The sequence below is a fragment of the Bradyrhizobium sp. Unk1 genome (assembly GCF_059512345.1).
In genome coordinates this window covers 164001-189202 of record NZ_JCAMOP010000005.1, presented here as the reverse complement: position 1 = coordinate 189202, position 25202 = coordinate 164001, and the positions used below count along the sequence as shown (strand labels likewise).

Below are 25202 nucleotides of genomic sequence, written 5' to 3'. Positions count from 1 at the left end.
AGATAGGATTGCTCACCCACGGAGCCAGGTTCGTCCGCTTCAGTAGCTAGTTGGCAAACTCTAAGACGCCCTGGGTGCACTGAGGACAGGACAATGAGCCATGACGTAAGAGCTTGGCTTGAGCATCTCGGACTCGGGCGATATGCCGAAACGTTCGCCGAGAGCGGCGTCGATTTTGATCTGCTGCCCGATCTCAGTAACAGCGATCTGAAAGATCTCGGGATTGCAAGACTAGGAGACCGCAAGCGTCTGCTCAGGGCGATCGCCGCGCTCATGCGGACCAAGCACTTAGCGGCAATTTCTGCTCCGAGCACATCCGAGGCGGAACGTCGTCAGCTGACGGTGATGTTCTGCGATCTCGTCGATTCTACCGCTCTCTCCAGCACTGTCGATCCCGAACGGCTGAGACAATTACTGCTTGCCTATCAAGCAGCTTGCGTTGCCGCCATTGACCGCTACGACGGCCATCTCGCGAAATACCTTGGAGACGGTCTGCTGGTCTATTTCGGTCTTCCGCGTGCGCATGAGGATGACGCCCAACGTGCGGTGAGTGCTGGGCTGGATATTGTCGAGGCGATCGTGTTGCTGAATCGAGACTTGTCCAAGAAATTCGGTATCGAGCTCAGTGTCCGCCTTGCCGTGCACACCGGGCTTGTGGTGGCAGGCGAGATGGGTGCGGGTGGCACACGCGAGGAAATGGCGATTGTCGGTGAAACACCGAATGTTGCTGCGCGGCTACAGTCGCTGGCCGCCCCCAATGCCTTAGTGATCAGCTCCAGCACACAGCGGCTGGTCGCTGGCTTTTTCACCTTCGAAGACATTGGTGTCCACCAGCTGAAAGGCGTCGCCCGTCCTGTGCAGGCGTGGCGAGTGACCGGCGAGCGTCTGACGGAGAGTCGTTTTGAGGCGCTGCATCCTGGCGGGCCATTCCCGCTGATCGGTCGCGAGGAAGAGGTCAATTTATTGCTGCGCCGCTGGGAGCAGGCGAAGCAAGGCGACGGCCAGGTCGTATTGCTCTGTGGGGAGCCTGGCATCGGCAAGTCGCGGATTGCCGAGGCACTCATCGAGCGAATAGCGGACCTGCCGCATGCACGGTTGCGGTGCCAATGCTCGGCATATTTCGCGACCAGCGCGCTATATCCCTTCGCGCGCCAGTTGATACAGGCGGCCGGGTTCCTGGCAACTGATCCGCCCGCGATCAAATTGAACAAGCTCGAGCAGATGTTGACCGAATCTGGACAGGCAGTGCCCGAGAACGCTTCGCTGTTTGCCGGTTTGCTGTCGATCCCTGTCGCTTCGCACTATCCGAGGCTGGAGCTGACGGCAGAGAGCCTTAAGCAGCGAACCGCGACAGCACTGGTCGATCGAATGCTTGGGTTGGCGACCCGGAAGCCGGTGCTGATCGTGGTGGAAGACGCGCATTGGATCGACGCTTCGAGCGCAGACTTAATAGTGGCCGCGATGGATCGTGTGCAGGATTCTCGGGTCCTGATCCTGATTACGTACCGACCCGACTACATACCGCCATGGAGCGGCCGCCCCCATCTAACCATGCTTACGCTCAATCGGCTAAGCCGAGCGCAGGCAGCTGACATGGTTGGTGCGTTTGCTGCAACCGAAGCACTGCCGGCGGAAATAATTCAACAGATCGTTGCAAAAGCGGATGGCGTGCCGCTTTTCATCGAGGAGCTGACCAAAGCGGTACTCGAGGCCGGCTTGGCCGACGACGAAACTACTTGCGGGCGTGCCGGGCGACTCCAGCTCTCGGTTCCGGTGACGCTGCAGGACGCCCTCGTTGCGCGTCTGGACCGGACAGCCGGGACGAAGGAAGTCGCGCAAGTGGCGGCGGTGCTGGGCCGCGAATTCAGCGAGGCCCTCCTGACGGCTGTCTTGCCACCGAACCGAGACGCACTGACCGCGGCCTTGGATGCGTTGGTTCACGCGGGACTACTGTTCCGCCGCGGCTTGCCTCCTCAACACAGATACGTCTTCAAGCACGCGCTGGTGCAGGACGCCGCCTATGGGACCCTGCTCTTGACCTCCAGACAGCAACTGCATGCGCGGACCGCCCACGTAATTGAGCAGCAATTCCCGGAGGTTGCAGAAGCGGAGCCCGAACTGCTGGCACACCACTACGCGGCCGCCGGCATATACGATCGCGCGATCGCCTATTGGCAGCGGTCCGGCACGCGTGCGCGCGAGCGCTCCAATTACGTCGAGGCTGAGCACGCCTTGATGGCGGCGGTCGCACTTGTGCCGCAACTGCCCGACCAGGCGCGGAAGCGCACTGAGCTTGACCTGCAGATGTCGCTCGGCGCGGTGTATCGCGCCCTCCGTGGCTCGGGCTCACTGCAGACTGAGATCAGCTATAGGCGTGCCCGCGCACTATGTGAGGAGGTTGGCGACGCCGATCGGCTGTTGGAAGTCATGTATGGTCAGTTTGTCGGTGCGTTCAATCGGCCGAAGCTTCATGATGCCGAGCTCTATGCGAGCGAGTTCATGGAGGTTGCGCAGATTGACCAGAATGCATCAGCGCTGAAGGTGGCAGAGTATTTGATTGGCAGCACAGCATTTTTGTTGGGTGATCTTGTTCGCGGTCGCCAACATTTGGAAGAGTCGCTGCGCGTCGATAACGTAGACCATGGGCGCGTCAATCGTTACTCGCACGGCCAGTATCCCACATGGCCACTGACATACTTGGCATGGACCATGTTCGTGCTTGGATTTCCGAATCAGGGGCACGCTTTAGCCGCAGAAGCCATTGCGGCTTCAAGGAAGGGCTCAGACTTCTACTATGCAATGGCACTTAGCAACGGTTGCTATCTGCATCATATGTGCGGAGATTGTGCGGCTGTGGAGGCGAACGTTGCTAGGCTGCTCGATCTTGCGGCGAAGAAAGGGGTCGTGTACCGCGCGCAGATGCGCCTGTTCGAAGGCTGGACGCGGGCATGTCGCGGCGCACCCGAAGGTGGGATAGAGCTGATGCGTGACGCGCTGGCTAAGCTCGTCGCGACGGAGCAGAAGGTCGAGCATCCCTATAAGAGATCAATCCTGGCCGAGATTTGTCTGCAAGCCGGTCGGTGGTCGGAAGCGGAGGAGCAGCTCGGCGAGGGACTACGCCTAGTGCGGGCCACGGACGAACGCTGGTATGAGGCGGAGTTACACCGGCTTGCCGCCGAACTTGCGCTTGCAGAAGGGGACAAGGTGAATGCCGAGGTAAAATTCCGGCGAGCGCTCACGCTTGCGACGGCGCAGTCGGCGCGGATGTGGGAGCTACGCGCGGCGAAGGGACTTGCCCGGCTATGGCGCGAAGCTGGCAAGATCGACGAGGCGCGTGCCCTACTGGCGCCGGTGCTCGGCGGCTTCACCGAAGGTTTCGACACGCGCGATCTCATCGAGGGCAGAGCACTCCTCGATGAGCTGGCCTGATGCAGGGGAGCCAGTTTGGGCGACCGGCGCCAGCTTCTCATGGTCTAGGTCCGTAGTTGGCCCAAATGCGAAGTGCACGATCTCCGCTAGTTAGGTCGCTATCGGGGTAAAAGCGAACGTCGCACACATTCCGCGGGCGATCTTACTGTGCTAGAAATCCGAATGCGACAACCAGTGCCACCATGCTCGCGAAAATCAGCAGTGCCGGGAGGGATTTTCGGGTCATTGGCCTCGTCGAATGGCGCGCAGCCGATTGACCGGGTTGAGGTCCAGGCGGTCTCTGGGACCGCACGAGTTTGCCCTCTGTTGTAGGCGTCCGAGCCTTTGGTCCCGGCGCGGCGCCTACGCCTCCCATCTCGCTGTAATAAACGCTGTAGACCTCGCGAACGGCTAGAGCCGTGGACTCGGCCTCGCTCATTGTCCCGAGCCGAGTTTGATAATTTGTCAGAAACCTTTGGGCGCTGGACGGCAGGTCATCGAAACCACCCAGCTTGGCCATCATGAGCCAGGTGGCAAAATCCGCCTCAGCCTTCGTGCGCGCTCTCTTGGCGATACTGGCGTTGGAGCTAGAGGACATGGTGGTCCGATTGGTTTGAACCCCGCCGCGAAGCTGTCCATCGACACCATCCGCCCGGCGGGGGCAGGCAATTGGCAATCCAGCCACAGTACCGGGAGAGTTCAAACGCGAACCTTACCAACTAGTCGGCTCCTGGCCAGGTTGAATGGGCGGTAGCTATCATAACTCGTGGTCCGCGGATATCCACTCCTCCAAAACGGGAACGGCGAAGGCATTGCTTACTCTGCAATGTTTCGGCAGGCGGCCTAAGATTCGCGTGAGTAGCCACGGTGAGAAGCTACAGATTTTGCGGCCGCGACCACCGCGTTCAAAGAGCAGGGCACTTCGCAATGCGTCAAATGGCAACGATTGGCTGAACGCCTTCGATGTCCGGCCATCGTAAGCTCTCCGCTAGGACCGGTCTGCCATCCGCTTCGTCGACCTTGAACGGATAGATCGCGTCGTCAGTCTGATCAGCACCAAGGCCGACGAGCGCTACAATGGCGTGCTTCGGATGGAAGTTTCCATATCGTTCATGGCGCTCCCCTCTAGGAACACCATATCGTCCGTTTTAGGACATTCGCAAAACGCACGCCTCCCGGGACCGCGCTCATAAGGACCTTCGACGGCGTTCACCGTTTGGCAGGTTCTCAAGCAAAAGTCGCGGAGCGTTGCCCATTTGCAACCCGCGCAGCCGTTCGGAGCTGTAAGCTGATCGATCAGAATGACTGAAACATATTTCGTATTTACTTTGACAATCTCAGCGGGGGCAAAAAGTGTTTGATGTCTATCGCAATGGGAAGCGCGATTTGCTCGTTCTAAGCACAGGGTCCGCGATACCCGGGGCTTACTCTGCAAGCAAGTGGCGCAAGAGCAGAAAAAGAATTTTCAAAGTAAGCGACGAGATTAGGTCAACCGTTCAGCGACAGGGGTATTACGTTCGTCGCTTGCACGTCACGAAGAACGGTTCGATTTAGTCCGAACGCTTCGGGCCGAATCTGCTGATTTATTGAGTTGTACTGGGTCCGCTACGAACGCGAACGGTCAGCCCTGGGCCGCTTTGGGTCAATTGCGTCCTCCCGCGGCTTTGACTTCCGGTCGGCCGCGCCCAGCGGACACTCTTAGCGTGCAGGGGAGGGTCTCAGATGGGCCATTCGGCGACTTCGAGCCGCTCGATGGCTTCTGCTCTTAAAGCCGGTGCTTTAGCCTGATGTGCTTAGTTGTTGTTGGAGCGGATCTTCCACTGATAAGCGTTGGTCGCAAAGCTTATCAGTTACTGTTGCGTCCTTCTAAGGATCAAGATCTCCGCACTGGTGGAGATCAACACTCCGTTGCGTCTTGGTCTAACTGGCTCGCGATCATTCGCAAGCGTCGCGCAATTGTGGCAGCTATTGCACTTCCTTCGGTTTCGACAGATCGATGATAGGACATCGTTACCAGCGCTGTGATGCCTCCTTGAATGCGAACGAAATAGTCCGTGTAATAATTGTGAAGTTCCGATTGGTAGTGATGCGCCCACTGCCAAAGCTTGCCGTCATAGCACTTCGTTCCTGACCGAACTTCGCTCGACACTGTAATTCCACCGCTCAAGTCCTTCCATTCTTTCGGCTGGGCAAGTTGGGACGCATAGACCTCGAGAGTATCCCGTTGTGGATCCACCACTTTGGCCGCGAGGAGCGCCATCATATCTACGGATTTGCGGTTTGCTTCCTGACACGCAAACGCAACGCCATCCTGCTCACAATCCCACGCAGCGGGCATCTCAAACTCGATATAGCTGTTGCGAAATATTTTGACGCCCGACTGCCCGGAAACTGATGAAGTCTGCAGCGTAGCCACCAGTATCATCGCTGTTGCGAAGAAAGGCCGAACGTTCATTTTCGCCTCCAGGTGTTGGCTAGTGGGCCGTCGTCTGGGAAGCCTTGGCGCACCCGGGTCAGCAGATCGAGCGCAGTAAAGATAACGACGTTTGGTCGGGTAATCTCGGAGCGGGCAAGTTCTATCGCTTGCGAGGACCGATCGGACGGAGGTAGGTCCGCCTCGGCATTGATCAGCAGCAAAGTCGGCTCGCTATCGATCGGCAAGGCGTCCAGGTTCGCCTTTGTCGCATGGATCAAGCTCAAGGTAAGCGAAGTAGGGGTAGCAATAGTCAACAAGCCGAAGCTGCTCCAATCCGAATGGTATATCAAGGTTCGTTGCCCAGCGATCAGCTCGCCGCGCGAAAAACCAGCTTCCTGCAGTAGCGCGACAGCCGCTTCCAGTAGTGCGTCGGAAAGAGCTGAAGACAATACACGCGTGCCGGATCGTCCCGCGTCAAGACGCGCGACAGCCCGCGCCGTCTCATCCAAGAGTCCAGCCCGCAATGTCTCGTTGCGGGAGATGGTGACGTTCTCGGCCGCAACGTCCGGTCGGTCATATTGTGGCAACCAATCTGGATCCTTGCTTTCCAAGAAGCGCCTTGCGCGCATTCCCTCTAGATATCGATCGGAGAGGCGGTGATCGCTCCGATCGAGGGCGCTCTCCAGGAGAAATTCACGCAATGCGATCGCCTCGTTCGCAGGCAACTCGACAGTCAGCAGATCATAGACCCCGGAAAACTTGTCATCATCGGCGTGCGTCACACGCAACGTCGGGTCCACGACGAAGGCCTTGTAAGTGTAAAAGTCGCGGATCTTGTCGTGGCGAAAGATGTATCCGTCAGACTTGAACGACGAATCGTTAGAGACGTATCGTTGAATCTGCTTCTCTTCCAACAGTATCTCGGCGATTCGTGGAAAGCGGACTTCATCAACCTCGGTTCTTGCGTCTCGGCGTGCCTCGTAGACGCTACGTGAGAACGCATTTAACGGAAACCGTTCGCCGTTCGTACGATCCTGATACCTTTCTTCGACCAGCCGGTGGCGCTGCTTCTGCAGCCCCCATATGTCCGGCCGTTGGCCGAGAGCCAGCAGCTCAGCGACGGTTTGGAGGTCCATCGGATTTGAGAGCCGGTCGATAAGTGCTCGGGCACGCTCGACGCCTGTACCGTCTTCCGGTGTCGCCGCCTGAGCATCCGCTTCGGCAAGCCGTTCGGCAACGAACGCCTTGGCTTGCGCTACGAACGAATCCCCGCGTATCTTTGCGCCTTCAGGCAAGTTCGACCCGCGGGTAAGCAGAAACTCAACAACCTGTGTCCGCGTTAAGGGCAACAGAAAGAAGAGTGCGGCGTCTCCAGGATAACGCTCAAGTGGCTGCGTCGTGAGGAAAATATTGGCACCGGGGCGTGCGGTGACATAGTCCGTAATTGCCGAGCGAGCTTCAGCGTCGACCTCGTTCAGCCCGTCGATGTAGACGTCGAGCTTGCCAGATGCGACGAGCGAGTCCAAAAAACCCTCATCGGTTATAGCGCCGCTTAACCGGCCTAGCATGGCCTTTCGCAGATCACCTCGCAGCGATGACGCCGTTGCAAAAATGGCCGGTTCGCGAATGCCCCCGGCCCAAAGGATGTGATGTCGCAAGAACATCGTCTTGCCACGCCCGGAAGGGCCAACAAGCACTACCCTTCCTTTCCAGGCTCTCAGAGCCACAACAACGGAGGCAGAGGGCGATGACTCCTGCGATACCGTCTGGCGATCTAGTTCGCGGATCTGCGCTGCGATCCCGCCTCTTTGGATGGGGGTGGCGCCAGACCCCACGAAATAGGCCTTTTCGTCATAGTCGCTGACGTCTTGTTGGCCGAGCACACCAAGCATCGTGCTGCGGTACGGCCGAAAGAACAGCCGTCGCAAATATGGCGCTGCGAAGATGAACGTGTTGACTTGTCCGAAAAGACCGAGCTGTCGTCCAAACGGGTGGAACAACAGGAACGCGCGTATATTGGCGGAACGTGACATTAAGACGAGAGCCACGAGGGCGGCCAGCCAGACGACGAGTGCTGAAGCTATGCCGGGGATGCGGGTTATTGCCCAGCGCGTCCAATAATGTCTAGAGAACTGGGCCGACAAACCGAGGGGCTCCGCCCGGGCTGCCCAGGCGGAAATTGCGTCTACGCCCGCGAAACTGAACAGCGGTACGGCGTCCAAGAGGTTGGCCGCGGATGAAACGAGCGATTTCCGCAAGTTGGCCACGGTGTTTGGAAATGCACTCGCGTCGAGGTCCGAACTTCGTGACCAGAGCGCATCGAGATATACGAAATGTGCGTAACGGTCGTCCCGGCTCTCCGATTGTCTGCCGACCAGCAAGTCGCGCAGATGCTTGCTAGCTGGCGTATTCGGGTCGAGCAGAAGGACGCAGGCGGCGGTATTCGCAGGATCGGGACGAGTTTTTTCCGTACCTCCGAACAGCGCAAGTCCCACCGGAATTCCGGGCGATCGCGGAAGCGAAACAGCGTATGCACACGCGGAGCCGACAAGGCCAAGGCCCAACTCGATTCGTTTTGTCAGAGCGTGCGAGGTTTGCTTTGCAATCTCATCTCCAGAGAGACGGCTTAAGACCGCGCTCGCATTGGTGAAGTGCTCAAAGTCAGTGAGAAATGGCAGCAACAGCTGCGCGCGGTCAGATATGGCCTTTCGGGCCGCGATAGGATCGACAAAGGCAAGCTCTGTCAGGGTTTCGAGTGCATATGTGCCGGCCTCACTTGTCACGTTCGGCCGCAACAGTTGCTCATCAACAAACGACAGTGCCGCCGACGCGCGGTTATTGCGGATCAAAGCAAGGACAAGCAAACGGCGTAGGTCGATGTCTGCAGAGGTGTCTCTTGCAAGGGGTTCAAGTGCGTCGGCTTGAGCGGCGGTGAGTTGAACGGTCGCGACCGTGTTTGCTGAGTCAAGACGCGAATCTCGGTCATTCGGCGATCGCGATGCTAAAGTTGCAATCAAAGCTTCCGTCTCTTTGGCGGATGCTGACCTGAGCAGGGGCGGACGGGACGCCTGCCGGACGCGAGCGGAAGCTTGCTTGATTTGATCCAAGTCGCTCGCCGGAACGGACTGGTCCAGCCGAGCTGAAGTCACGAGTAAAGCCGCAATCTCGGGGACCCCCAGCGCGGCATTGCGAAGTGCCTCGAATTCAGAGCTCGCGGCCCGGGCTTCGTCTGGCGAAAGATTCTTGTCGCGAAGCCTCGAAAGCAAGCCGTCCGCGCGATGTGCAAGAGGTTTGCCATCTTCTCGGACGACGCGCTTGAAGGTCTCCGTGTGCAATGGGTTGGGATTTGACAAGGTTCCCAGCCACCCCAGAAAACTCCATCCTTGTGCGCGAACTAGGGGGTTTTCGTCGTCGAGGACCGCCATAAGAGATCGGCCGAAAGGTGTGGTCCCGGGCTCGGCACAAAATGCTGGGGCAGTCCCGCCTATGAACCAAACGAAAAGCGGGGCTGCAATCAAGGCACTGAGCCAAGCCTCGTAACGGATAGAGCTCATCTTGGTTTGACCCCCGCCGAGCATATCCTCTGATGCCACCCTGCAGGCCAAGGTACCACGGATCGTCAACCCAAACGAGAGTGGTTAGGCCGCCAGAGGAAGCCGTGCTGGCGCATACCGGTGCTGGTAGCCCTTTCATGGCGGTGTCCCAGGCGGCTCCGTCGTTTGCCGAAGAAAACCGGTTTTATGCTGACCCGGGAGCGACACTATGTGTCTCCGGACGGGGCGAAATTGTTGATGGTCTTCCCTCCATTCTCGTAGAATTGCCGAGGTCGCCCTTAAATGCTGCCCGGTCATTGTCCGGTGCTGCTCCGAAGCCGAATCTTGCTTGAGGCTGCTCGCACAACTGACCAACCGAGCCTCTATTATCGTACAAACGGAGTCAGCTTGCTGAACGACAAGCAACCATACGAAACGGAGTCAGTTAGCCGACTGATAAGGAAATTACACAAACCTTATCAGTTTGCCGAAAAGTCTATGGGGCGATCCTGGCACCCGAGTGGTGGCTGGCACCTGAACCAGCCACGAAAATTATTGAGCAGCACCAGCTTCTAGCCCTTTGGCGAATCTCGGCGATGCGGCCCGAATTTCTGCCTCAAGCGTGGCTTCGCGGGATAAAACTAAGGAAGCGCGCGTAAGGGAAGCGAGCTCGAAGCTAAAACCTGAAAAGTAACGACGCACATCGCACTTCAACCATTGGCAGCGCCTTTGGTGAAGATGCCGAGCAGGGCTTTCACCGGCGCATCAAAGCGCGAATATTCCGCTTCCGTCGTTTCTTGGAACGAGCCATCCTTGTTCCATTTGGTTGTCGTCTTCTCCTTGATGGGCTTGTCGGGTCCCATCATCTAAATCGCGTACAGGGCGATCAGCGTGATCGCGCCGATCTCCAGCATAGGCATCTCGCGGTCCGCGCCGTCGATCGCGCCCTCAACCGCATCCTTATATTCTGGGTCGCTGGCCGCAAAGGAGATCCACATCATCGCGATGTCCCGCACGAGCTCTGGCTTCGCCTCGAGCTCCTTGAGGGCCTGGTCCACCTTCTCAGGATCGCTTGCTGCTCGCTTCAAAACCGCCTTCATTTCATCCGGCGAGCGATCGTCGGACGCCTCGAACACCGACGTCTTGAGGATCTGTAGGATCGTTTCCGGCGTCGCACCCTTGGCGTTCAACTGGTCTGCAATAGTCATATCCATGCTCCTTCAATCGTAAATGCGTGGGCTTGCCATTCCGGAACGCCACGCTTTATTGCGGCTTCCGCCGCAGCCAAGACCGCCTTTGCGAGCGGTTCGCCATCGACGAAACGGGCGATGACATCGTCCAGGACCGGCAGCGCGAGTTCGGCGTCGATCTTCCAGCGCGGAGCCAGCACCGATTTCGTCCCGGCTCGTGCCAACATCGATGCAAAACTGGTACGCTCGTCCAGCCCGGCGACCGACACAAACCCGCCTGAGCACGCGCCGAGAAACAGCGTACGCGGGGCGACCGTCTGTTCACCCAACTGCTTGCGCCCGAAGCGATGTCCTTGAGCTGTCTCGAGCATGACACCGAAGCTGTAGCCCGGGGGCGGGCGGCCGTCGTGATCTATGAGCAGGACGACTTCATGGTCCTCCTTTGTAACTTGCCCATGACAGAGGACTTTTAGGGCATCGCTGGTATCGAGCAGGCGACGGAAAGCAGCTGCGTCTGCCGAACCGGGTTCCGCGTGGTCGCAGTCAAGTCCCTTGCGCTTTGCGATATCGCGCATCGCCATGTCGGAAGCCAGCAGAGCCGCGCGAACCGCAACAGTCTCGTTTGAACGTGGCGCATGCAAAACGCCAAGCCGCGGCCGCGACGGTGCGTCGCCATTCGCCTTCACCGCAGCCTCAATGGCCAGCCAGTCTGATGAATAGGAAACAGTCCATTCCGGCGCGAGCGCGATATGGAATGGAAAGCCAGACAGGGTCGCGTCGTCGATAACGACGACGTGGCCCCCTTCAGGCAGATAGGTCGCGGCGATGATGCGAAGGCCCTGTTTGATCAACTCCCAATCAAGCGCGTCATAGGGCTGACCCTTGCGCCCGCTTCGCCAATTCTCGAGCCGCGTGCCAATTTTCTCCGCCGTGCCGATAAGATCGAGTTCCTCCGACTTGCTGATATATTGAGCCTGTCCGTCACCACCGGCGACGAAAGTGACGAGGCCGAGCAAGCCGTCCGGAACCTCGCACCATTCCAGCACGATGAAGGGCGTGTCGTCACTCCGCATTGTTGCTGCAATCTGCAGACCGCAACTGAAACCGGGACCGTCTCCGCTCGCGCTCTCAATCGCTCTGGAATGGGCATTTCGTCGAAGCTCGGCGACGAGCTGGATGGCTCCCGGGCCAAGCTCCTTTTCGTAGACTGCCATGGCCAAACGTTCGAACGGACCGTCCAGTGGCGAGAGCACGTCCATCGACTCGGCGTTGAGCGATATGCCGGTCGCTCGCTGCGCGATCGCACCCGGGATCATCAAGATCCTCTCGCGAAACGTCTCCGGATTCTCACGAAGCCTATAGATTGCGAGCTCGATGGCGGTGCGCGGATCGGGCAGCCGGCCGGCCTTGAGACTGATCGCGGCGTCACGATACCAGAGCTCTTCGGCCTCCGGCAGCGCGAAAGCTTCCGCGACCTCGGCCGCGCCGTGACTGGCGCCCTGCGCCTGAACATGGTTTCCAACGGCCTCGAACTTGTCGATGATACCCATCAGGCGCGGTAGCAGTGCAAGCGCCACAGGCCGATATTTCTCAAAACCGTCAGGACGATCGACCAGCGTCTTGAGAATGTTGGTGTAGCTGACAAGCGCTTGGTCCGGCATCGTTTCCGGGGAAGGGGCCTTGGCCAGCAGCGTCTCGGCGCGCTCGCGCTGGCCGAGCTGCATCCGTATGGCGACCTCCGTCAGCAGAAGCGACAGGCGGACATCCGCCAGATCAGGGCCGCCCGCGGTCTTTCGCGCCTCGGCAAGTACGTCAGCGGCTTCAGCCGGCCGGCCCGTCTGAACAAAGATCGATGACAGAGAATGAAGCGGCGACCACCGCTGGCTCTCGGAGGTGAGGCTGATGGCCTGCAGCAGACATTGCTCCGCTTTGGCAAATTGGCCATTCTCTCGCAGCAGGATGCCATAGTTCATCCAGGCCGTGGCCTTGTGTCCCTGCGGCGCGTCCGAATCCGCCTCCGTAATTCTCAAAGTAGCCTCAGCCACCTTGAGTGCGGCAGCGGTATTGCCTGCAAGACGTAGCGCGTTACTACGCTCCGTCCAGAGCCGGCGTTGCGCAACATTGCTAAGTCTAGCCTCCCATGGCGCTGGCTCTGCGCCCATTCGCGCAAGCACGGGTTTTGGCGCGCCCAGCAACTTCATTCGCTCGCCAAACCAGGTCAGAAGCGCCGCCTGTTCTTCTGGATTGGCTTTCGTTGCAGGTTCCAGCAGGTCGAAAAACCGCGCGACGGTCTCTGGATCCGAGTACCAAGGAGGCCGCAACAGCCTCAATGTCTCGCCTAGATTGCTCAGGCTTCCATCCTTGTAGCCCGTCACAATGCGTGCCGCGAACCATTCTGGCGTTCGCTTGTCGACGGGATCAGGATCAGGATCGGGGGCAGGTTCGGGTTCGGGCACGGCTGTCTCGGTCGGCTTTCTCCGCTGTCCCGCACTATGGATCACGGCTTCCAGGAGCCCCGGGTATCCGAGATCGTCGGCGGCCTCCTCGAGATATTGCAATTCCTTTTTCTTCTGCGCTGGATCTGGCAGCTTGAGGATCGAATTGGCCGACGCGGCGACGGCGTTCCACGCATGCTCGTATGGAATCGTGGTGGCGAGCCGCCGCGCGCCCAAAAGGAAACGATCTTCCTCGCCAAGCTCGCCTTCGCGACAGGTGCGACGGACCATAAGGTAGGCAGCAGCCCATTCGTCAGCATGCGGATTATCCTTCCCCAGCATGCCATAGACAGTGGCTTCAATGGCGCAATAATGAAACCTTATCCGGAAGTCTAAATCCTTCTCGTCGATGACACGCCGACTGGCGGCGAGCCTATCAATTGCTCGATCGCGAAGCAGCGCGATGACGCCGCAGCTGTCGATCAAGCGAATGAGCACTTCTTCGAGGCTGACTTGCCGCGTTATTGTCGGCAAGCCTAGCGACCAACTCGTCAGAAGACGCAGGGTCAGGTTTTCAATTTGCTTGACGGTCGCTTCAACGCTTGCTTTCTCGCCGTCTGGCGTCGCGGCATGGACGCCAAAATGCGGGACAATGTCCAATGCGCCGACAACAAAGGCCGTCAAAATCTCGCCTTGGAGACTTCGCCAATTGGCCAGATCCTGCGGGACCTTGTTGCCGGTGAAGTCGCCATAGGGGAACGTTCGCGCCGTCGCCTTCACCTTTGCGGCGAACACATCTTTGAACTGGTCAAGAGTTCTGACTTGCTCGGCGACCAGGGGAGACTTGGTCGCAGCCACGAGCGGCGCCAACGTGGTGCGGACGACCGGCTCTGCGTCGAAGCCTCGATCGACCAACAACAGCTTGGCCTCGACTGTGAAGACCCCGGCGAGGCTGGGATGGATTGATGACTGCGCCCCGCAATGGGGACAGTCGAATGCATCGAACTTGTCGGTAAAAAGATCGACAATGTCGGAGATACTGAATGCGAGAACCGGGCGCCATTGCAGGTCGGCTGGCGCAGCTCGTCCGCAATCTCTTGATTGACAGCAAACAGCCATGGAACCACTCAAATGACACGAAGGAATAGGTCGTATTGAATGAATAAATCTCAGGTAGTATACCCTTCGCGCGCTCCCGGGGAAGCCCGGCAAAATCGGCCTCGATCCGGCGAAAAAAAAATCGATGAGCTGGGCGCGACCAGTCGCGTTTTTGAGATCGGCGGCCGCCGCAGAGCGATGCTCTTGATAGGTAATTTGTCTAAAAATAAGCGCGGGCTCGGGACTTCCTCCAGCCGGTCCGAAGGTTACGGCAGAAGCTACCGATAAGCTTCAGCTGAAAAAGTGACTGGGAACGATTGTGCGATTTTCCGCTATTGGCGACTAATTTGGGGCGGCGCGGGCTCCATGATCCCGAGCACCGCAGACTAGGGCCTCTCCTTCATTCTCTGCGGATTAGCCCGGTGACGCCGACAACAAACAAGGTCGTGAAAAACCATCCGACCAATATGTGAATTGGAAGGTAGTACCGGGCGAATTTTCCCGGGTTCGTCTTGCTGTTTGGCGTCCAATAATCTTTCTGTTGCAAATTGACAATCGGCAGGAGGACGTCGGCGGAATAGAGTATCTTGTCAAACGGCGGATAGGTTTTCTGACTGTCTTGAAATGCTGTAGAATCCTTCGACCTTATGAGGTCGTCGGCCGTCAAATCGAACATCCACGCACCAAACCCGACGAAAACAGCAATCCATAACGCCGCGAGCCAGGGCCGGTAGCCGTGTCCGCATGCGACTTCCATCAGAATATTGCCAAGCCAAGAGGGAGAGCCCAATCCCAAAAATTTGCGCGCCTCGCGATGTCGATGGATCGCAATCATTCTTGCGTCTCTGTCGTAGCCGGCGCGCCGCAACACCGCTACCAAGGTCATGAAGGGCTGCGGATTGAACTCGTCTTCGGCCTTTGTCTCAGCATTGCGGAATCGGAATAGCCATCTTAGGCGTCGTTGCCACGTTGGTGCTTTCGGCTCTGAGCACCTCAGCCACGCAAGGCGCTTGCGCCACTTGGTCGGGGCGTTGCCGCTCAGCAGGCTGTATTCAAAGCCGTTCAGCGACAAGGCTCCGGGTCGGCCAGGCCAGTCAGTACCCCCGTCGTTAAAGGCGAGCACTTTAGCGTTGGAGAGTGAAAACTTGCCTTCACCACACTGGAAGTTTTCAAGAACAAAGGCGCCAGACACAGCCAGCCGGTTGAATGAAAGGGCTTGGTTTCCACTTTGTAGTGCTTCATTGATGTGGACGCTGCCAGCAACGGCTGTTGCCGTCATGATAACTCCGCCGTTGACCTGTGCGCAGCGCACGTCTGACGATGCTCCGGTGGAGCGATCTGGCCGGATGAATAGGTCGCCGCCGATCTTCGAGCGCTCCAAGTCAAGGGCAATCGCGGTGGGGTTGTCGATTGTGCTGCCGGAAAGGTTCACGCTGCGGCGAATTTGCGCATCTTTCAGCAGAACCGGTCCTGTCACCTGCGAGCGTACCAAGAGCAAGAAGTCGCCGACCTGCACACCGTCCGCGGCAATGGCCGCTGGCGCGGCCGATGGAAAATTGGCGCCCTTGACCGACGCATCACGGATCTGGAGCGCGCCACCGACCGACGCATTCCACAAGACAATTGTGCCCGTGATCGCGTTACGCGTTCCTTCAGATGGAATCATGAAAAAGTCACCACCAACTTTTGCGCGTTCCAGGTTGAGCGCTGGCAGATTAACTGTCGTGAGCACTGCACCACTTAGGTTAAGATTTGCGCCGATAGTGGCGTTTCGCAGCATCAGCGTGCCTTCCACCCTCGCTCGTTCGAAAGACAACGCGCCTGCTACCCTCAGGCCGTCGGCAGCGATAGCAACTGGCCCGGGCATAGGGAAGTTGGCGCCCTTGACCGACGCATCACGGATCTGGAGCGCGCCACCAATCGACGCATTCCACAGAACGATTGTGCCCGTGATCGCGTTACGCGTCCCCTCTGAGGGGGTCATAAACAAGTCGCCCCCAATTTTTGCTCGCGCTAAGTTAATCGCCGGCCCGTTAGAGTTCGATAGCGATGCACCACCCAAATTGAAATTAGCGCCTATAATCACATTTCGCAGAAGCGATGCGCCTTCAATGGTCGTGCGTTCGAAAGATACAAAGCCCCCAACCTGCATGCCGTCAGCGACAATCGCTGCGGGCTCGGCTGCGGGAAAATTGGCGGCGTTGATCGATGCTTCACGTATTTGGAATGCGCCGCCGATCGATGCGTTCCATAAGACGATCGAGCCCTGCACCGTGTTACGTGTTTGGTCGGTTGGGAGCATTAAAAGATCGCCACCAATCTTTACTCGTTCCAAATTGATAACAGGTCCATTCGAGTTCGAAAGGCTCGAGCCGCTCAGGTTGAGGTTGGCGCCGATCATCGCACTTCGCAGTAGCAGCGTGCCATCGACCGTCGCGCGGTCGAAGGATAGGAAGCCCTCGATTTGTGCGCCTTCAGCCGTGCAGGCCAACCCCATCTTTGCCTCGAACTTGGCGCGCGCGAATGTGCAAAAACCCCCAATCTTCGCAGCGTTCAGACGAAGCGCCGGGCCATCATCGTTGCGGAATATACCCTCGATGCCGTCGATGGCCGACGCGATTTGCGCCCCTTCGAGTGAAATTTGTGCGTTGCTTGTAAAACCATCACGTAGATAAATCGAACCACCGACGTTTACGCGGTCGGCGAGGATGCGGCTGTTGGCGCTCAATTTTGATCGGCGTAGGTCAATATCGCGACTGACGGATGCGCTGCTAAGGTCCAACGGCCCGTCGAGCTGACACTCGCGCATAAGAAGACTTCCGTCGAACTCTGCATAACGAGCATTTATCCCGACAACGTTGCATTCCCGGAATGAAGTCGACGACATCCTTGCATCGGTGCAATCAAGGGCATGAGAGAAGACGCATTTCACGAAGGAAATGGGTCTGGTGACGCTCGCAGCGCGTAGGTCGACCCTGCCAGAAATGCGCGCGCCAAGTATCTCTAGAGGTTGATTGGCGAGATCGGCACCCTCAAGGAGGATATCGCGGAGCAGGCGAGCATCGACGGTACGCTGCGAATCCCATTCCGAGCTCTTTTCGATGGTGTCGGCATTGATGTCAGGAGAGAAATTGCAAGCCGTTCGGTGCTTAAGTGCCTCCAGAAGCTTCTGTTTGACCCTTTCTTGCGAGTCTTGCTCGTCGGAGGATGACATCTTGAGCTCCTCAGCAAACCAGGGGGGCGTACCATCAAGAGTTGTGTCAAAAGTACATCTGAGTCTTGAGTTGTCAACGCCAACTAAGCGGTAAAACGCCAAGTGAGCGAATTGATAGCGATCCGGCCAATGTTGGAAGAGCACGCAACGCGCGCCGTCCGCTGATTGAACCTGGAGAGGCCGCGTTGTCTCAGGTACCGCTTCTGCGAGCTTACGACGCGCACCAACTCCGTCCCGTGGTGCGAGAGCGAGTCTTAGACTGACAGGGTTTCATTCGAGACGGAGATAGTTGGCGAAATAATAAGGGAATTGCCGAAATGGAGTCAGTCCGGGACTGATAAGGAAAACAGCGAGACGGAGTCAGTTGGCAAACTGATAAGGAAATAGCTGAAAGCTTATCAGTCTGTGCGAAAAGACTCGCTGCCAGACAGGATTGAACTGAGTCAACAACCCCGATGGACGCTGATTTTATTGAGCTTTTCGGTCCGGCGAATAGTTTTTGTGTGGCACTCTTGAGGGGCGCGGCGCGACCATGATTACCACATTCGGCGTGAGTTAGCCACGTCGGCGATGCCTTTGTTAATCCTCCTTTGGCCGACCGACGAGCCGTTCCTAGGCGCGTGGGAAAACCAGTCTTGTCCTATCAGAAGAGACGCTCGGGCGCTCTAGAGTGCGTTCCGGAGCAACCAGACGAGACAGTATGGCAAATCGTTTTCATCACCGGCAGCGGGGACGGTCTCGGCCTGGCAGCGGCCCAGCCGCTCCTTCGACAGGGACACGCGGTGCACGCTCGTTCGGACGACGCGCCACGGCGTCGGGTGCGGACAAGCGGCGGTCAAACGTCACGAAGGTGAAGTCCGGACTGCCCTCATAACCGGACCACCCGCAGACGCCTAAGTTGGTCGGCTTGGGGCCGACAGCCGACTTGAATATGAAACGCGGGGGTCGCCCCCGACGCATCGCAGATCTAATTTCTTCAGCCTTGCCTCACGTTTTTCGCGCTCGCGGGCTGCGCTTCCCCTTCTAATTGACGGAGTCGTTCGATTTGCGCTCTGAAGTTCTCAGGTAGCTCTCGATCTTCTTCAAATGACTTTCGCAGTCTTTCGCCAATCTTTTTAGCGATTGCGCGGCTGTGCGACGAGTCAATGGCAATGGAGTTTCGCATAACGGCGTTCTCCGGTCCTTGGCAAAGCCAATGAACCCCGGCCAACATCGATGGGGCGCTTAGTTCTATCCGGCTCGCCAGATCAAACGGAGACCCCAAAACCAGCGAGCGACTGTCGGTGAAAACCGAAAGTCGCGGCGGGCCACTTCCGCTTTGGGTCATTCGCGTCGATTTGACCGGCCGCCAATCACTTCCGGTCTTCCCCGATCAACGGACATTGTCAGAGTCCTACGTCATGTCTCAAAAGGGCCGATTGTGTTGCAAAAGTCGTTTTACAGGAGATGTCAAAAATTCTAAGGGCCGCTGGCGCGTTCTTCGTATAATGATCCGAGGGACCTCATCGCCTTGCGTAAAATTCATGGGCGACTTCGGTAGCGCGACTGAGGCTATGCGAATCATCGACCTCTTTGCGCTTCGGCCATAAGCCGACGTGACGTGCGCCAATGCACGGCCTGCCGTGCAAGTCGCGTCCATTGCCATCATTCATACTGCCGCCTTGAGCGCATTTGGTACGGTGAAACGATTGGCGGTGAATGCCTTTAGCAGATCACGAGGTCGGCTTTTGTACCAAGGCTCTTGACCCGCAAATCGATGATCCTCCTCATACGCGACTGGAGCCCCTTCAAAGCGCGGCTGAGCCCAACCTGAGCGCCAGAAGTTGTTTGACCTTGACGTAGATCAACGGTGGCAGAACTGGAGCGTTCTCTTGATGCACTTCGATCTTAGCTTATCAGCCAAGGCGCTGCCGTCCATGTCCGCTAGGATCACAAGCCGACCTAGGAAGTGCCCACTATCACCGAAAACGAAAGAAGAAACCCCTTCACCCCGGAGAAGTCAGGACAACCGAGAGCAGCTATGAAGGCGACCGCGCAAATGCTGTTTGTACTTGGGATGTTTCTTGCTCCTGTCGAGGTGAACGCTTCCTCGTGCTCGTCCTATTACATTTCGGAAATCACTCTTGTATCGCCGGGTGACAACGAGGCGGGGCGCGTACAGACTTTTGTTGGATTTGGAGCGTCGAAGGAAGAAGCCGAAAAGAACGCCCTGGGGTCTTGCTCGCACATCCAGCTTGACCTCGAAACATGCCTAGCCTCAGACCGTGTGCTGGATCGTAACGCCCCTTCGGATGACGCTAAAACCTCGCTTCATAAGAAGTACTCGAAGGCGGTCAAGCGCATCACTGGCTGCGATTAGCGCGACCCTCAGCTTCGGGTTGGGTCAGAAGCGGAAGTCGCGCAATTGGGGTTAGTGGTCGGCAAGTCGCCAAGGGCCGTAATTTTCACGGCTTCCCTTGTTCTCCTGCAATGGCCGCGATCATCTGCATGACATCATCGACATTCTCTCGCACGCCTTGAACTTTCCCACTCGCAAAGCCGAGTTCAGCGTTTGCACCCGGAATTTGTGTGTCGAACCTAACGGAGGTTACTTGTGATACGTTAATGTGGATCAGCTCGCCGTTAAGTTCAGTCAATTTGATCCAAGACATTTCGCCACGGTGCGATGCTTTGACCAACTGCATGACCTCATCGACATTCTCCTTCACCCCCTGAGCTTTGCCACTCGCCAAACCGAGTTCAGTGTTGGCACCGGAAATGTGTGTGTCAGATCTGATGAAGGTTACTTGCGCCACGTTGATATGAACCGACTTCCCGTTGGGTTCGGTCAATTTGAGAGAGCCGAGCCGAAAAGTTCTTGGCTCCTGCGCGCGGGCCGAGCGCGACCACGCCGCAGCGCCGCCGATTAACCCGAGAAAATCCCGTCGTCGCATCTCACGCCTCGCGATTAGGATGCGATAGTGTAGCTGTCCAGACCCGCCGCTTGGAATAAAATATATTTGGAGATACCGACTTCATGTCCGCTTTGGGTCTTGGCTGTGTAAAAACGCCAAAACGCTTGATGGCGTAGAAGCCGCGTTTCGATCTCTCGCGTTTTTACACAGCCAGGGTCACAAGTGGCTGTCCGGCCGTACCCGACCTTGGTCCGCTGACGGCCAAGAAGCCGACAACACGGCGATTGAGACAGAGGTCAGCGATGGGCCATAACCGGACTCGTGCAGCGCAGTGTAAGAGCACGTCCTACTCGATAACCTTCGTCGGCGATGGCGAGGTAGCGAAGGCGGCACGTCGAGCCCAAACGCGCACGCAGAGATCAACTCACATCAACCTACGGCGCCTCAGCCATAGTGCTGTGCCCACCACGGTCAGGGTCGGGATCACAAGCCCCAACCCAATAAATGCTGTCTTACTTCCTTCCAATGCGGTTAGCCATCCAAAGTTCATTCCAAAAAACCCAGTTATAAAGGTAATAGGCAAGAAAATTATAGAGACAGCGGTGAGGCGGTTGATCTGCTCGGCCTGTCGCTGGGCGATCGCGGTCGCATAACCATTACAATATCAGCGCCCCAGTGCGTACGTTCCTGAAGCCGCTGTTCAAGATGTTCGACCTGCTCAGCATAATCGTTCAGCTCGGTCGCCGCGCGCTGGTCAATACCTTGCAGTGCCTCGATGCCGATAATACCCGTACGGACCGCGCTGCTGTAGCGATCAACGTCCAACCAGACGGCCTGAAGGCGCTGCAATTTTTCTGCAAGACTTGAAAACTCGATCGACTGGGGTTCGCGCTGAATTTGCGTCCGCAGCTCCCAGATTCGGCCGTCGATCTCGCTGATCGCACTATGAAGCGTGCTTAATAAGAATTGGAGCAGAATTGCCGCCGCAGCTAGAGGACTTTCTTCCAGTTTCGCTGCGCGCTCGGCGAAATGCTTGTGAATTTCGTCGAGCACTGAAGGATCGCCGTTCCATAGGGTCAAAATGCACTTTTTCGAACCCAAGATGTGGACCTCTATGAAGCTTCTCCCGGAGCGCTCGGCCAGCCATGACACTGCGAGCAGCCGTTGCGGACTGATCACCAAGCTTCCAACTTGTCCGAAGCGCTGCCCCCAAACGATATCTGCAGGATCGAATCCAAGTTCGCCAAGAAACTTCGCGCGGCCGACTTCGCTGCCTCCGACCATGTCTAACCAGAAGAATTTGCCGCCAGCGATTAACGCACGCAGATCAAACTCGGTCGCCACGCTTCGGACGCCATCCGAGGCGATAGCGGTAATGGTCGGGTTCGTCGCCGCCGGAACCGTCGTTTCAAGGTTCATCTTCGGCACCACACACTAAGAGTTTAGGCCCTGAGAAGGGCTGGTCATGGAGAGCATTTTGCATCCGGCGATCAGGTGGAATCTTTCGCAGCGCGGATTCGGGAGAGGGCCGGGGTTGAGGGAGACGCGTGCACAGGCGCACCACTCCCGCGCCGCATGAGCCCTCTATCCGGAGCACAGACTACCATATCGTCAAAAAGGGGTGTGTCGTGCATCGCAGCAAAAATAGGTCGCCCATGTCTCAGATGGGTCAAAGGCTGCCCTCGTTAGGCAGCGTTACCTTGGTCGGCTCACCTCTCGGAAGCGGACATCGCCGGGCTCTGGGTCGAGGTCAGCCACGGGCCGATATTGTTGCAAAAGTCTTTTTGAGGTGGCGAACGAAAATTCTTGGAGCCGCTGAAGCGTTTTACGCTTGGCGACGTGAGGGACCATATCGCTTTATCCAAATCGACCACGGGCCTTCGTAGTGGCGTTGAAAAGCGACGCAGGGGCAGAGAAGTCCAAAGATCAACTTTCGCGAGATTTTCCACGACCCTCGATTTTCGACTTTTGCAACACAATCGGCCAAAAGCAGGCGTCGGCGAACGAATGTCTGCAGCGGCAGGAGGTCGCGACGGGAGCCTCCAGACGCAAGGCAGTTATGGTTTCCCTTCGTATGTACCCCGACAAGTGGCCCATTGCACGAAGCGGCCTGGACGGGCTTCAGGGAATGATCACCCCAACGAAATGGGTTTCTAAGACCCACTTTTTCTCCGGCTCCATGTACAACTCTGCTGGGCTGGAGCACCTGGGCTCGGCGCACATGATCATCGTCATATTCGCCCCATCGCGCCGTGCATAGGTCAAGCAGCTTTTGCAGGCATAGACGTTCGGATGTCGATGCCGTTCAAGCTCTTCCCACACATGCTCCAACTCCGAGCACCTCTCGCTGAAATCATCTTTGGTCATAGCATCCTCCCCAATGCTCAAATGGCCTGAAACCGCTCCACGGCTACACAATTCGCTTGCCAGCTCGCCCCAAACGCACGCCGATCGACAGACTCGCCATGCGATTCGAGCAATTCGTGGCTCTGGCGGGATGGCTGCGCGTTACCGCAGCGGCTATCTCGTTTCCCGGCGGCGTGGAGCGCTTTCTCACGCAGAATACCTTGGCGACGGGGCAACGCCTTCATCTGGAATTGGCCCCAATAGTCCTACGCGCGACTGCGCGGTGAGCCGTATCAAACGACAGATCGTCTCTCTCTTGACAACCCTTGGCGCCAGACGTTCGCTAGGTCTTATTAAAGGTCGATTGACGCGTGCGCGATGAGTAACATGAGAAGTTCGCAGACAGAAGTTGTTGCGGCTGACAATACATGCGGAGCGCCCGTGGCGAAGCGCCTAGTTTTCCATATTGGCGGCTATGATCCAACCACGCCACCTGCCGGCGCGGAACGACGCTTTCTGCGCGAAATTGAAAGGTTCCAGCGCACCTGGACTGTGGAAGCGATCATTAACGATTTGTGCGACAGCGCCGATCAGACCAAGTGGAAAGTTACGACCACCGGCCCCAATTGGCAGGTCGAAACCAACTACCATTTGGTTCGATGGGACGATGTCATTGAAGGCTTTAGCCGTCGGAGCATCGGTTCACGAATTCCGCTCGGCCTCCTTGCCTTTCTGGATTTCGTTTTGGCCGGCACTCTTTGGCGTTACTTGCTGACCAACTGGCATTACGCACTTTTCTTTCTCTATCCATTCGTCATGTTCGGACTACTCATGGCGACCGCCGTCTTGATTGGCGTGCTTGCATTCAAAGTCACCGGATCAACTCCCGTTGCTGCTGGTGGCGGCCTCTTCGGGGTCGCAGCCGTCTTGGCGGGTCCGTGGCGCTGGCTGCACCTGGGCGACTTGTTCGACGACTGGATTTTTTCTCGCAAGTATATTCGATTCGGCCATTCGGAAATCGAGCAAAGGCTGGACAGGCTGGCCACCGAGCTCGTGGCTGCGGCGAGCAGTTCCGCCGCAGACGAAATTTTGGTCATTGGACACAGTCTTGGCGCCGTACTTGCGGTCGATCTCCTCGATCGCGCCTTGAAGCTGGACCCTGCGCTCGGTCGGACCAAAACTCCCGTCACATTCTTGAGCGTTGGATCATCCATCCTCAAGGTTGGCCTGCACCCGGAGGCAGTACGCTTTCGCGCGACGGTGGAACGTGTGGCAAATTCTCGCGCGATCTTCTGGGGCGACTATCAGGCCCTCGTCGACCCGTTGAATTTTTACAAAAGCCGGCCAATGGCCGAAATGGGCTTGTCGACGGATAACGAAGCGACCGTCAGGGTCGTGAGATTTAGCCGAATGCTCGACGACGACATCTATCGACGCATCCGTCTCAATTTCTTCCGCTTGCACAGCCAGTTCGTCAGTGGAAATGATAAGCGAACATCGTACGACTACTTCATGCTCATATGCGGACCTATTTCAGCCAAATCCCAGACGCTCGCCCCGGATGGCGCCATATCGATGATCGCTGACGACGGAGGACTGATTGCGAGCGCGCCGGTGTCGGAAAGCGAACTGCTGGGAAATCCGGGCGCGGCAACCTGATTCAAATGACGCCCACCACTTCAAAAGTCATCTTCGTTGCGTTGGCGATCGGCTGGTACCTCATACGCTATAAGTACGCGCGGCGTTCCCGCCGTGCGAGGGTTGTGCGGAGCGCTCGCGGCCCCCTGGAAACTACGCTCCTGCTCATATCTCTTTCGGGACTTGGACTTGTTCCGCTCGTCTACGTAGCGATAGGAATACCTCATTTCGCAGATCGGAGCTTTTATCCCTCGCTGGCTTGGCTGGGGTCTCTCATTGCGATTGCGGCTTTGGGCATGTTTCACCTGACTCACCGTGCACTCGGGCGGAACTGGTCGATAAGTCTCGACGTGCGAGAGAACCATGAACTCGTGACGGAAGGGGTTTACCGGAGAGTTCGACACCCGATGTATTCGGCATTTTGGCTGTGGGCTATCGCCCAGGCATTGCTGCTGCCCAACTGGGTTGCCGGTTTCGCGGGATTGATCGGGTTTGGCATCTTGTATTTTGGTCGCGTCGCCAAGGAAGAGCGAATGATGTTGGAAACTTTTCGCGACAGCTACCGCGTCTACATGGAGCGAACCGGTAGGATTTTCCCATCAATACGCTGAAAGAAAACGTGCCCCTTCTGCAACATTCGCCAAAAAAGAGATCGGGCGACTGCCCGCACGGGCGTCTATTTGTTGCGTGGGTTGAGCGTCCGGCTAGGTTCAGAATCGGTAAGGGGTAGTGGGCAACTCAGGGGAGACTTGATGCTGAAATTCGTAATTGCGGGTGCTGCGTCTTTGGCTTTGGTGGGAGCGGCAGTTGCCGCGGATCTGCCTCGTCCGCAGCCCGTCGTCCAGACCGCGCCGGTTGGTAAATATCCCATCGGCAAAACTCCAGTCGGCAAATACCCGATCGGCAAGGCTCCGGCGCCGGCTCCGTTAGTCACCAAGGGATAATCCCGCCGATTCGAGCGCCTTCGGCCGTCGGGGCCGGAGGCGTTCACCTCCGATAATGCGGACTAGTTATAGCTTGGGCTGTGTTG

At 57.5% G+C, this 25202-nt stretch carries 17 protein-coding genes; 6 read left to right on the top strand and 11 right to left on the bottom strand.

Annotated features, from left to right (window positions below):
• Window positions 1-93: 93 nt before the first annotated feature.
• Complete coding sequence (locus AC5ZFO_RS08375) at window positions 94-3429, top strand: AAA family ATPase (RefSeq protein WP_496121938.1); 3336 nt, start codon at window positions 94-96, stop codon at window positions 3427-3429.
• Between the two features lie 142 nt (window positions 3430-3571).
• Here the strand turns inward: AC5ZFO_RS08375 and AC5ZFO_RS08370 are convergent, their stop codons facing one another.
• Entirely contained in the window at window positions 3572-4006 is a 435-nt protein-coding gene (locus tag AC5ZFO_RS08370) for a hypothetical protein (protein WP_282520694.1), read from the bottom strand.
• Between the two features lie 755 nt (window positions 4007-4761).
• On the opposite strand from AC5ZFO_RS08370, the gene AC5ZFO_RS08365 reads away from it, so the two are divergent.
• Complete coding sequence (locus AC5ZFO_RS08365) at window positions 4762-4962, top strand: hypothetical protein (protein ID WP_282520695.1); 201 nt, start codon at window positions 4762-4764, stop codon at window positions 4960-4962.
• Window positions 4963-5305: 343 nt separating this feature from the next.
• Here the strand turns inward: AC5ZFO_RS08365 and AC5ZFO_RS08360 are convergent, their stop codons facing one another.
• The 6 genes from AC5ZFO_RS08360 to AC5ZFO_RS08335 form a co-directional block, all read right to left on the bottom strand.
• Window positions 5306-5863, bottom strand: coding sequence for a hypothetical protein (locus AC5ZFO_RS08360; RefSeq protein WP_282520696.1), 558 nt, complete (start codon window positions 5861-5863; stop codon window positions 5306-5308).
• On the bottom strand, window positions 5860-9249 hold the full coding sequence (locus AC5ZFO_RS08355; RefSeq protein WP_496121937.1) for a hypothetical protein: 3390 nt from the start codon (window positions 9247-9249) through the stop codon (window positions 5860-5862). Before AC5ZFO_RS08355 ends, AC5ZFO_RS08360 begins: the two co-directional genes overlap by 4 nt.
• A gap of 818 nt (window positions 9250-10067) precedes the next feature.
• Window positions 10068-10223: a hypothetical protein gene (locus AC5ZFO_RS08350; RefSeq protein WP_496121936.1), complete on the bottom strand. Its 156-nt coding sequence runs from the start codon at window positions 10221-10223 to the stop codon at window positions 10068-10070.
• The gene (locus AC5ZFO_RS08345) at window positions 10224-10547 is read right to left on the bottom strand and encodes a hypothetical protein (RefSeq protein ID WP_496121935.1); all 324 of its coding nucleotides are present in this window, start codon (window positions 10545-10547) and stop codon (window positions 10224-10226) included. It abuts the gene before it with no gap.
• A gap of 14 nt (window positions 10548-10561) precedes the next feature.
• Entirely contained in the window at window positions 10562-14101 is a 3540-nt protein-coding gene (locus AC5ZFO_RS08340) for a CHAT domain-containing protein (protein WP_496121934.1), read from the bottom strand.
• Between the two features lie 379 nt (window positions 14102-14480).
• Entirely contained in the window at window positions 14481-17294 is a 2814-nt protein-coding gene (locus tag AC5ZFO_RS08335; protein ID WP_496121933.1) for a hypothetical protein, read from the bottom strand.
• 2020 nt (window positions 17295-19314) lie between these two features.
• Here AC5ZFO_RS08335 and AC5ZFO_RS08330 point away from each other — a divergent pair.
• Window positions 19315-19653, top strand: coding sequence for a hypothetical protein (locus tag AC5ZFO_RS08330; protein ID WP_282520701.1), 339 nt, complete (start codon window positions 19315-19317; stop codon window positions 19651-19653).
• Between the two features lie 85 nt (window positions 19654-19738).
• On the opposite strand, the gene AC5ZFO_RS08325 is transcribed toward AC5ZFO_RS08330, so the two are convergent.
• The 4 genes from AC5ZFO_RS08325 to AC5ZFO_RS08310 form a co-directional block, all read right to left on the bottom strand.
• Entirely contained in the window at window positions 19739-20227 is a 489-nt protein-coding gene (locus AC5ZFO_RS08325; RefSeq protein ID WP_282520702.1) for a hypothetical protein, read from the bottom strand.
• A gap of 385 nt (window positions 20228-20612) precedes the next feature.
• On the bottom strand, window positions 20613-20804 hold the full coding sequence (locus tag AC5ZFO_RS08320) for a CorA family divalent cation transporter (RefSeq protein ID WP_496121975.1): 192 nt from the start codon (window positions 20802-20804) through the stop codon (window positions 20613-20615).
• A complete protein-coding gene (locus AC5ZFO_RS08315) occupies window positions 20777-21607 on the bottom strand; it encodes a hypothetical protein (protein ID WP_496121932.1) in 831 nt (276 codons plus the stop codon). Before AC5ZFO_RS08315 ends, AC5ZFO_RS08320 begins: the two co-directional genes overlap by 28 nt.
• Before the next feature lie 702 nt (window positions 21608-22309).
• A complete protein-coding gene (locus AC5ZFO_RS08310) occupies window positions 22310-22555 on the bottom strand; it encodes a hypothetical protein (RefSeq protein ID WP_496121931.1) in 246 nt (81 codons plus the stop codon).
• Window positions 22556-22975: 420 nt separating this feature from the next.
• Between AC5ZFO_RS08310 and AC5ZFO_RS08305 the strand changes: the two genes are divergently transcribed.
• From AC5ZFO_RS08305 to AC5ZFO_RS08295, 3 genes are all read left to right on the top strand, one after another.
• Window positions 22976-24193: a hypothetical protein gene (locus tag AC5ZFO_RS08305; protein WP_496121930.1), complete on the top strand. Its 1218-nt coding sequence runs from the start codon at window positions 22976-22978 to the stop codon at window positions 24191-24193.
• 5 nt (window positions 24194-24198) lie between these two features.
• Entirely contained in the window at window positions 24199-24783 is a 585-nt protein-coding gene (locus tag AC5ZFO_RS08300; protein WP_282520706.1) for a protein-S-isoprenylcysteine O-methyltransferase, read from the top strand.
• 141 nt (window positions 24784-24924) lie between these two features.
• Window positions 24925-25116 (top strand): hypothetical protein, encoded by a 192-nt coding sequence (locus tag AC5ZFO_RS08295; RefSeq protein WP_282520707.1) that lies wholly within the window; start codon window positions 24925-24927, stop codon window positions 25114-25116.
• Window positions 25117-25202 lie beyond the last annotated feature (86 nt).

What these genes read in the sequence shown, in the direction of transcription:
- AC5ZFO_RS08315 (WP_496121932.1), bottom strand. Translation starts at nt 21,607, where the DNA reads ATGAACCTTGAAACGACGGTTCCGGCGGCGACGAACCCGACCATTACC.
- AC5ZFO_RS08310 (WP_496121931.1), bottom strand. Translation starts at nt 22,555, where the DNA reads ATGACCAAAGATGATTTCAGCGAGAGGTGCTCGGAGTTGGAGCATGTG.
- AC5ZFO_RS08355 (WP_496121937.1), bottom strand. Translation starts at nt 9,249, where the DNA reads ATGGCGGTCCTCGACGACGAAAACCCCCTAGTTCGCGCACAAGGATGG.
- AC5ZFO_RS08370 (WP_282520694.1), bottom strand. Translation starts at nt 4,006, where the DNA reads ATGTCCTCTAGCTCCAACGCCAGTATCGCCAAGAGAGCGCGCACGAAG.
- AC5ZFO_RS08350 (WP_496121936.1), bottom strand. Translation starts at nt 10,223, where the DNA reads ATGATGGGACCCGACAAGCCCATCAAGGAGAAGACGACAACCAAATGG.
- AC5ZFO_RS08360 (WP_282520696.1), bottom strand. Translation starts at nt 5,863, where the DNA reads ATGAACGTTCGGCCTTTCTTCGCAACAGCGATGATACTGGTGGCTACG.
- AC5ZFO_RS08330 (WP_282520701.1), top strand. Translation starts at nt 19,315, where the DNA reads ATGAAGGCGACCGCGCAAATGCTGTTTGTACTTGGGATGTTTCTTGCT.
- AC5ZFO_RS08375 (WP_496121938.1), top strand. Translation starts at nt 94, where the DNA reads ATGAGCCATGACGTAAGAGCTTGGCTTGAGCATCTCGGACTCGGGCGA.
- AC5ZFO_RS08300 (WP_282520706.1), top strand. Translation starts at nt 24,199, where the DNA reads ATGACGCCCACCACTTCAAAAGTCATCTTCGTTGCGTTGGCGATCGGC.
- AC5ZFO_RS08335 (WP_496121933.1), bottom strand. Translation starts at nt 17,294, where the DNA reads ATGTCATCCTCCGACGAGCAAGACTCGCAAGAAAGGGTCAAACAGAAG.
- AC5ZFO_RS08325 (WP_282520702.1), bottom strand. Translation starts at nt 20,227, where the DNA reads ATGCGACGACGGGATTTTCTCGGGTTAATCGGCGGCGCTGCGGCGTGG.
- AC5ZFO_RS08340 (WP_496121934.1), bottom strand. Translation starts at nt 14,101, where the DNA reads ATGGCTGTTTGCTGTCAATCAAGAGATTGCGGACGAGCTGCGCCAGCC.
- AC5ZFO_RS08295 (WP_282520707.1), top strand. Translation starts at nt 24,925, where the DNA reads ATGCTGAAATTCGTAATTGCGGGTGCTGCGTCTTTGGCTTTGGTGGGA.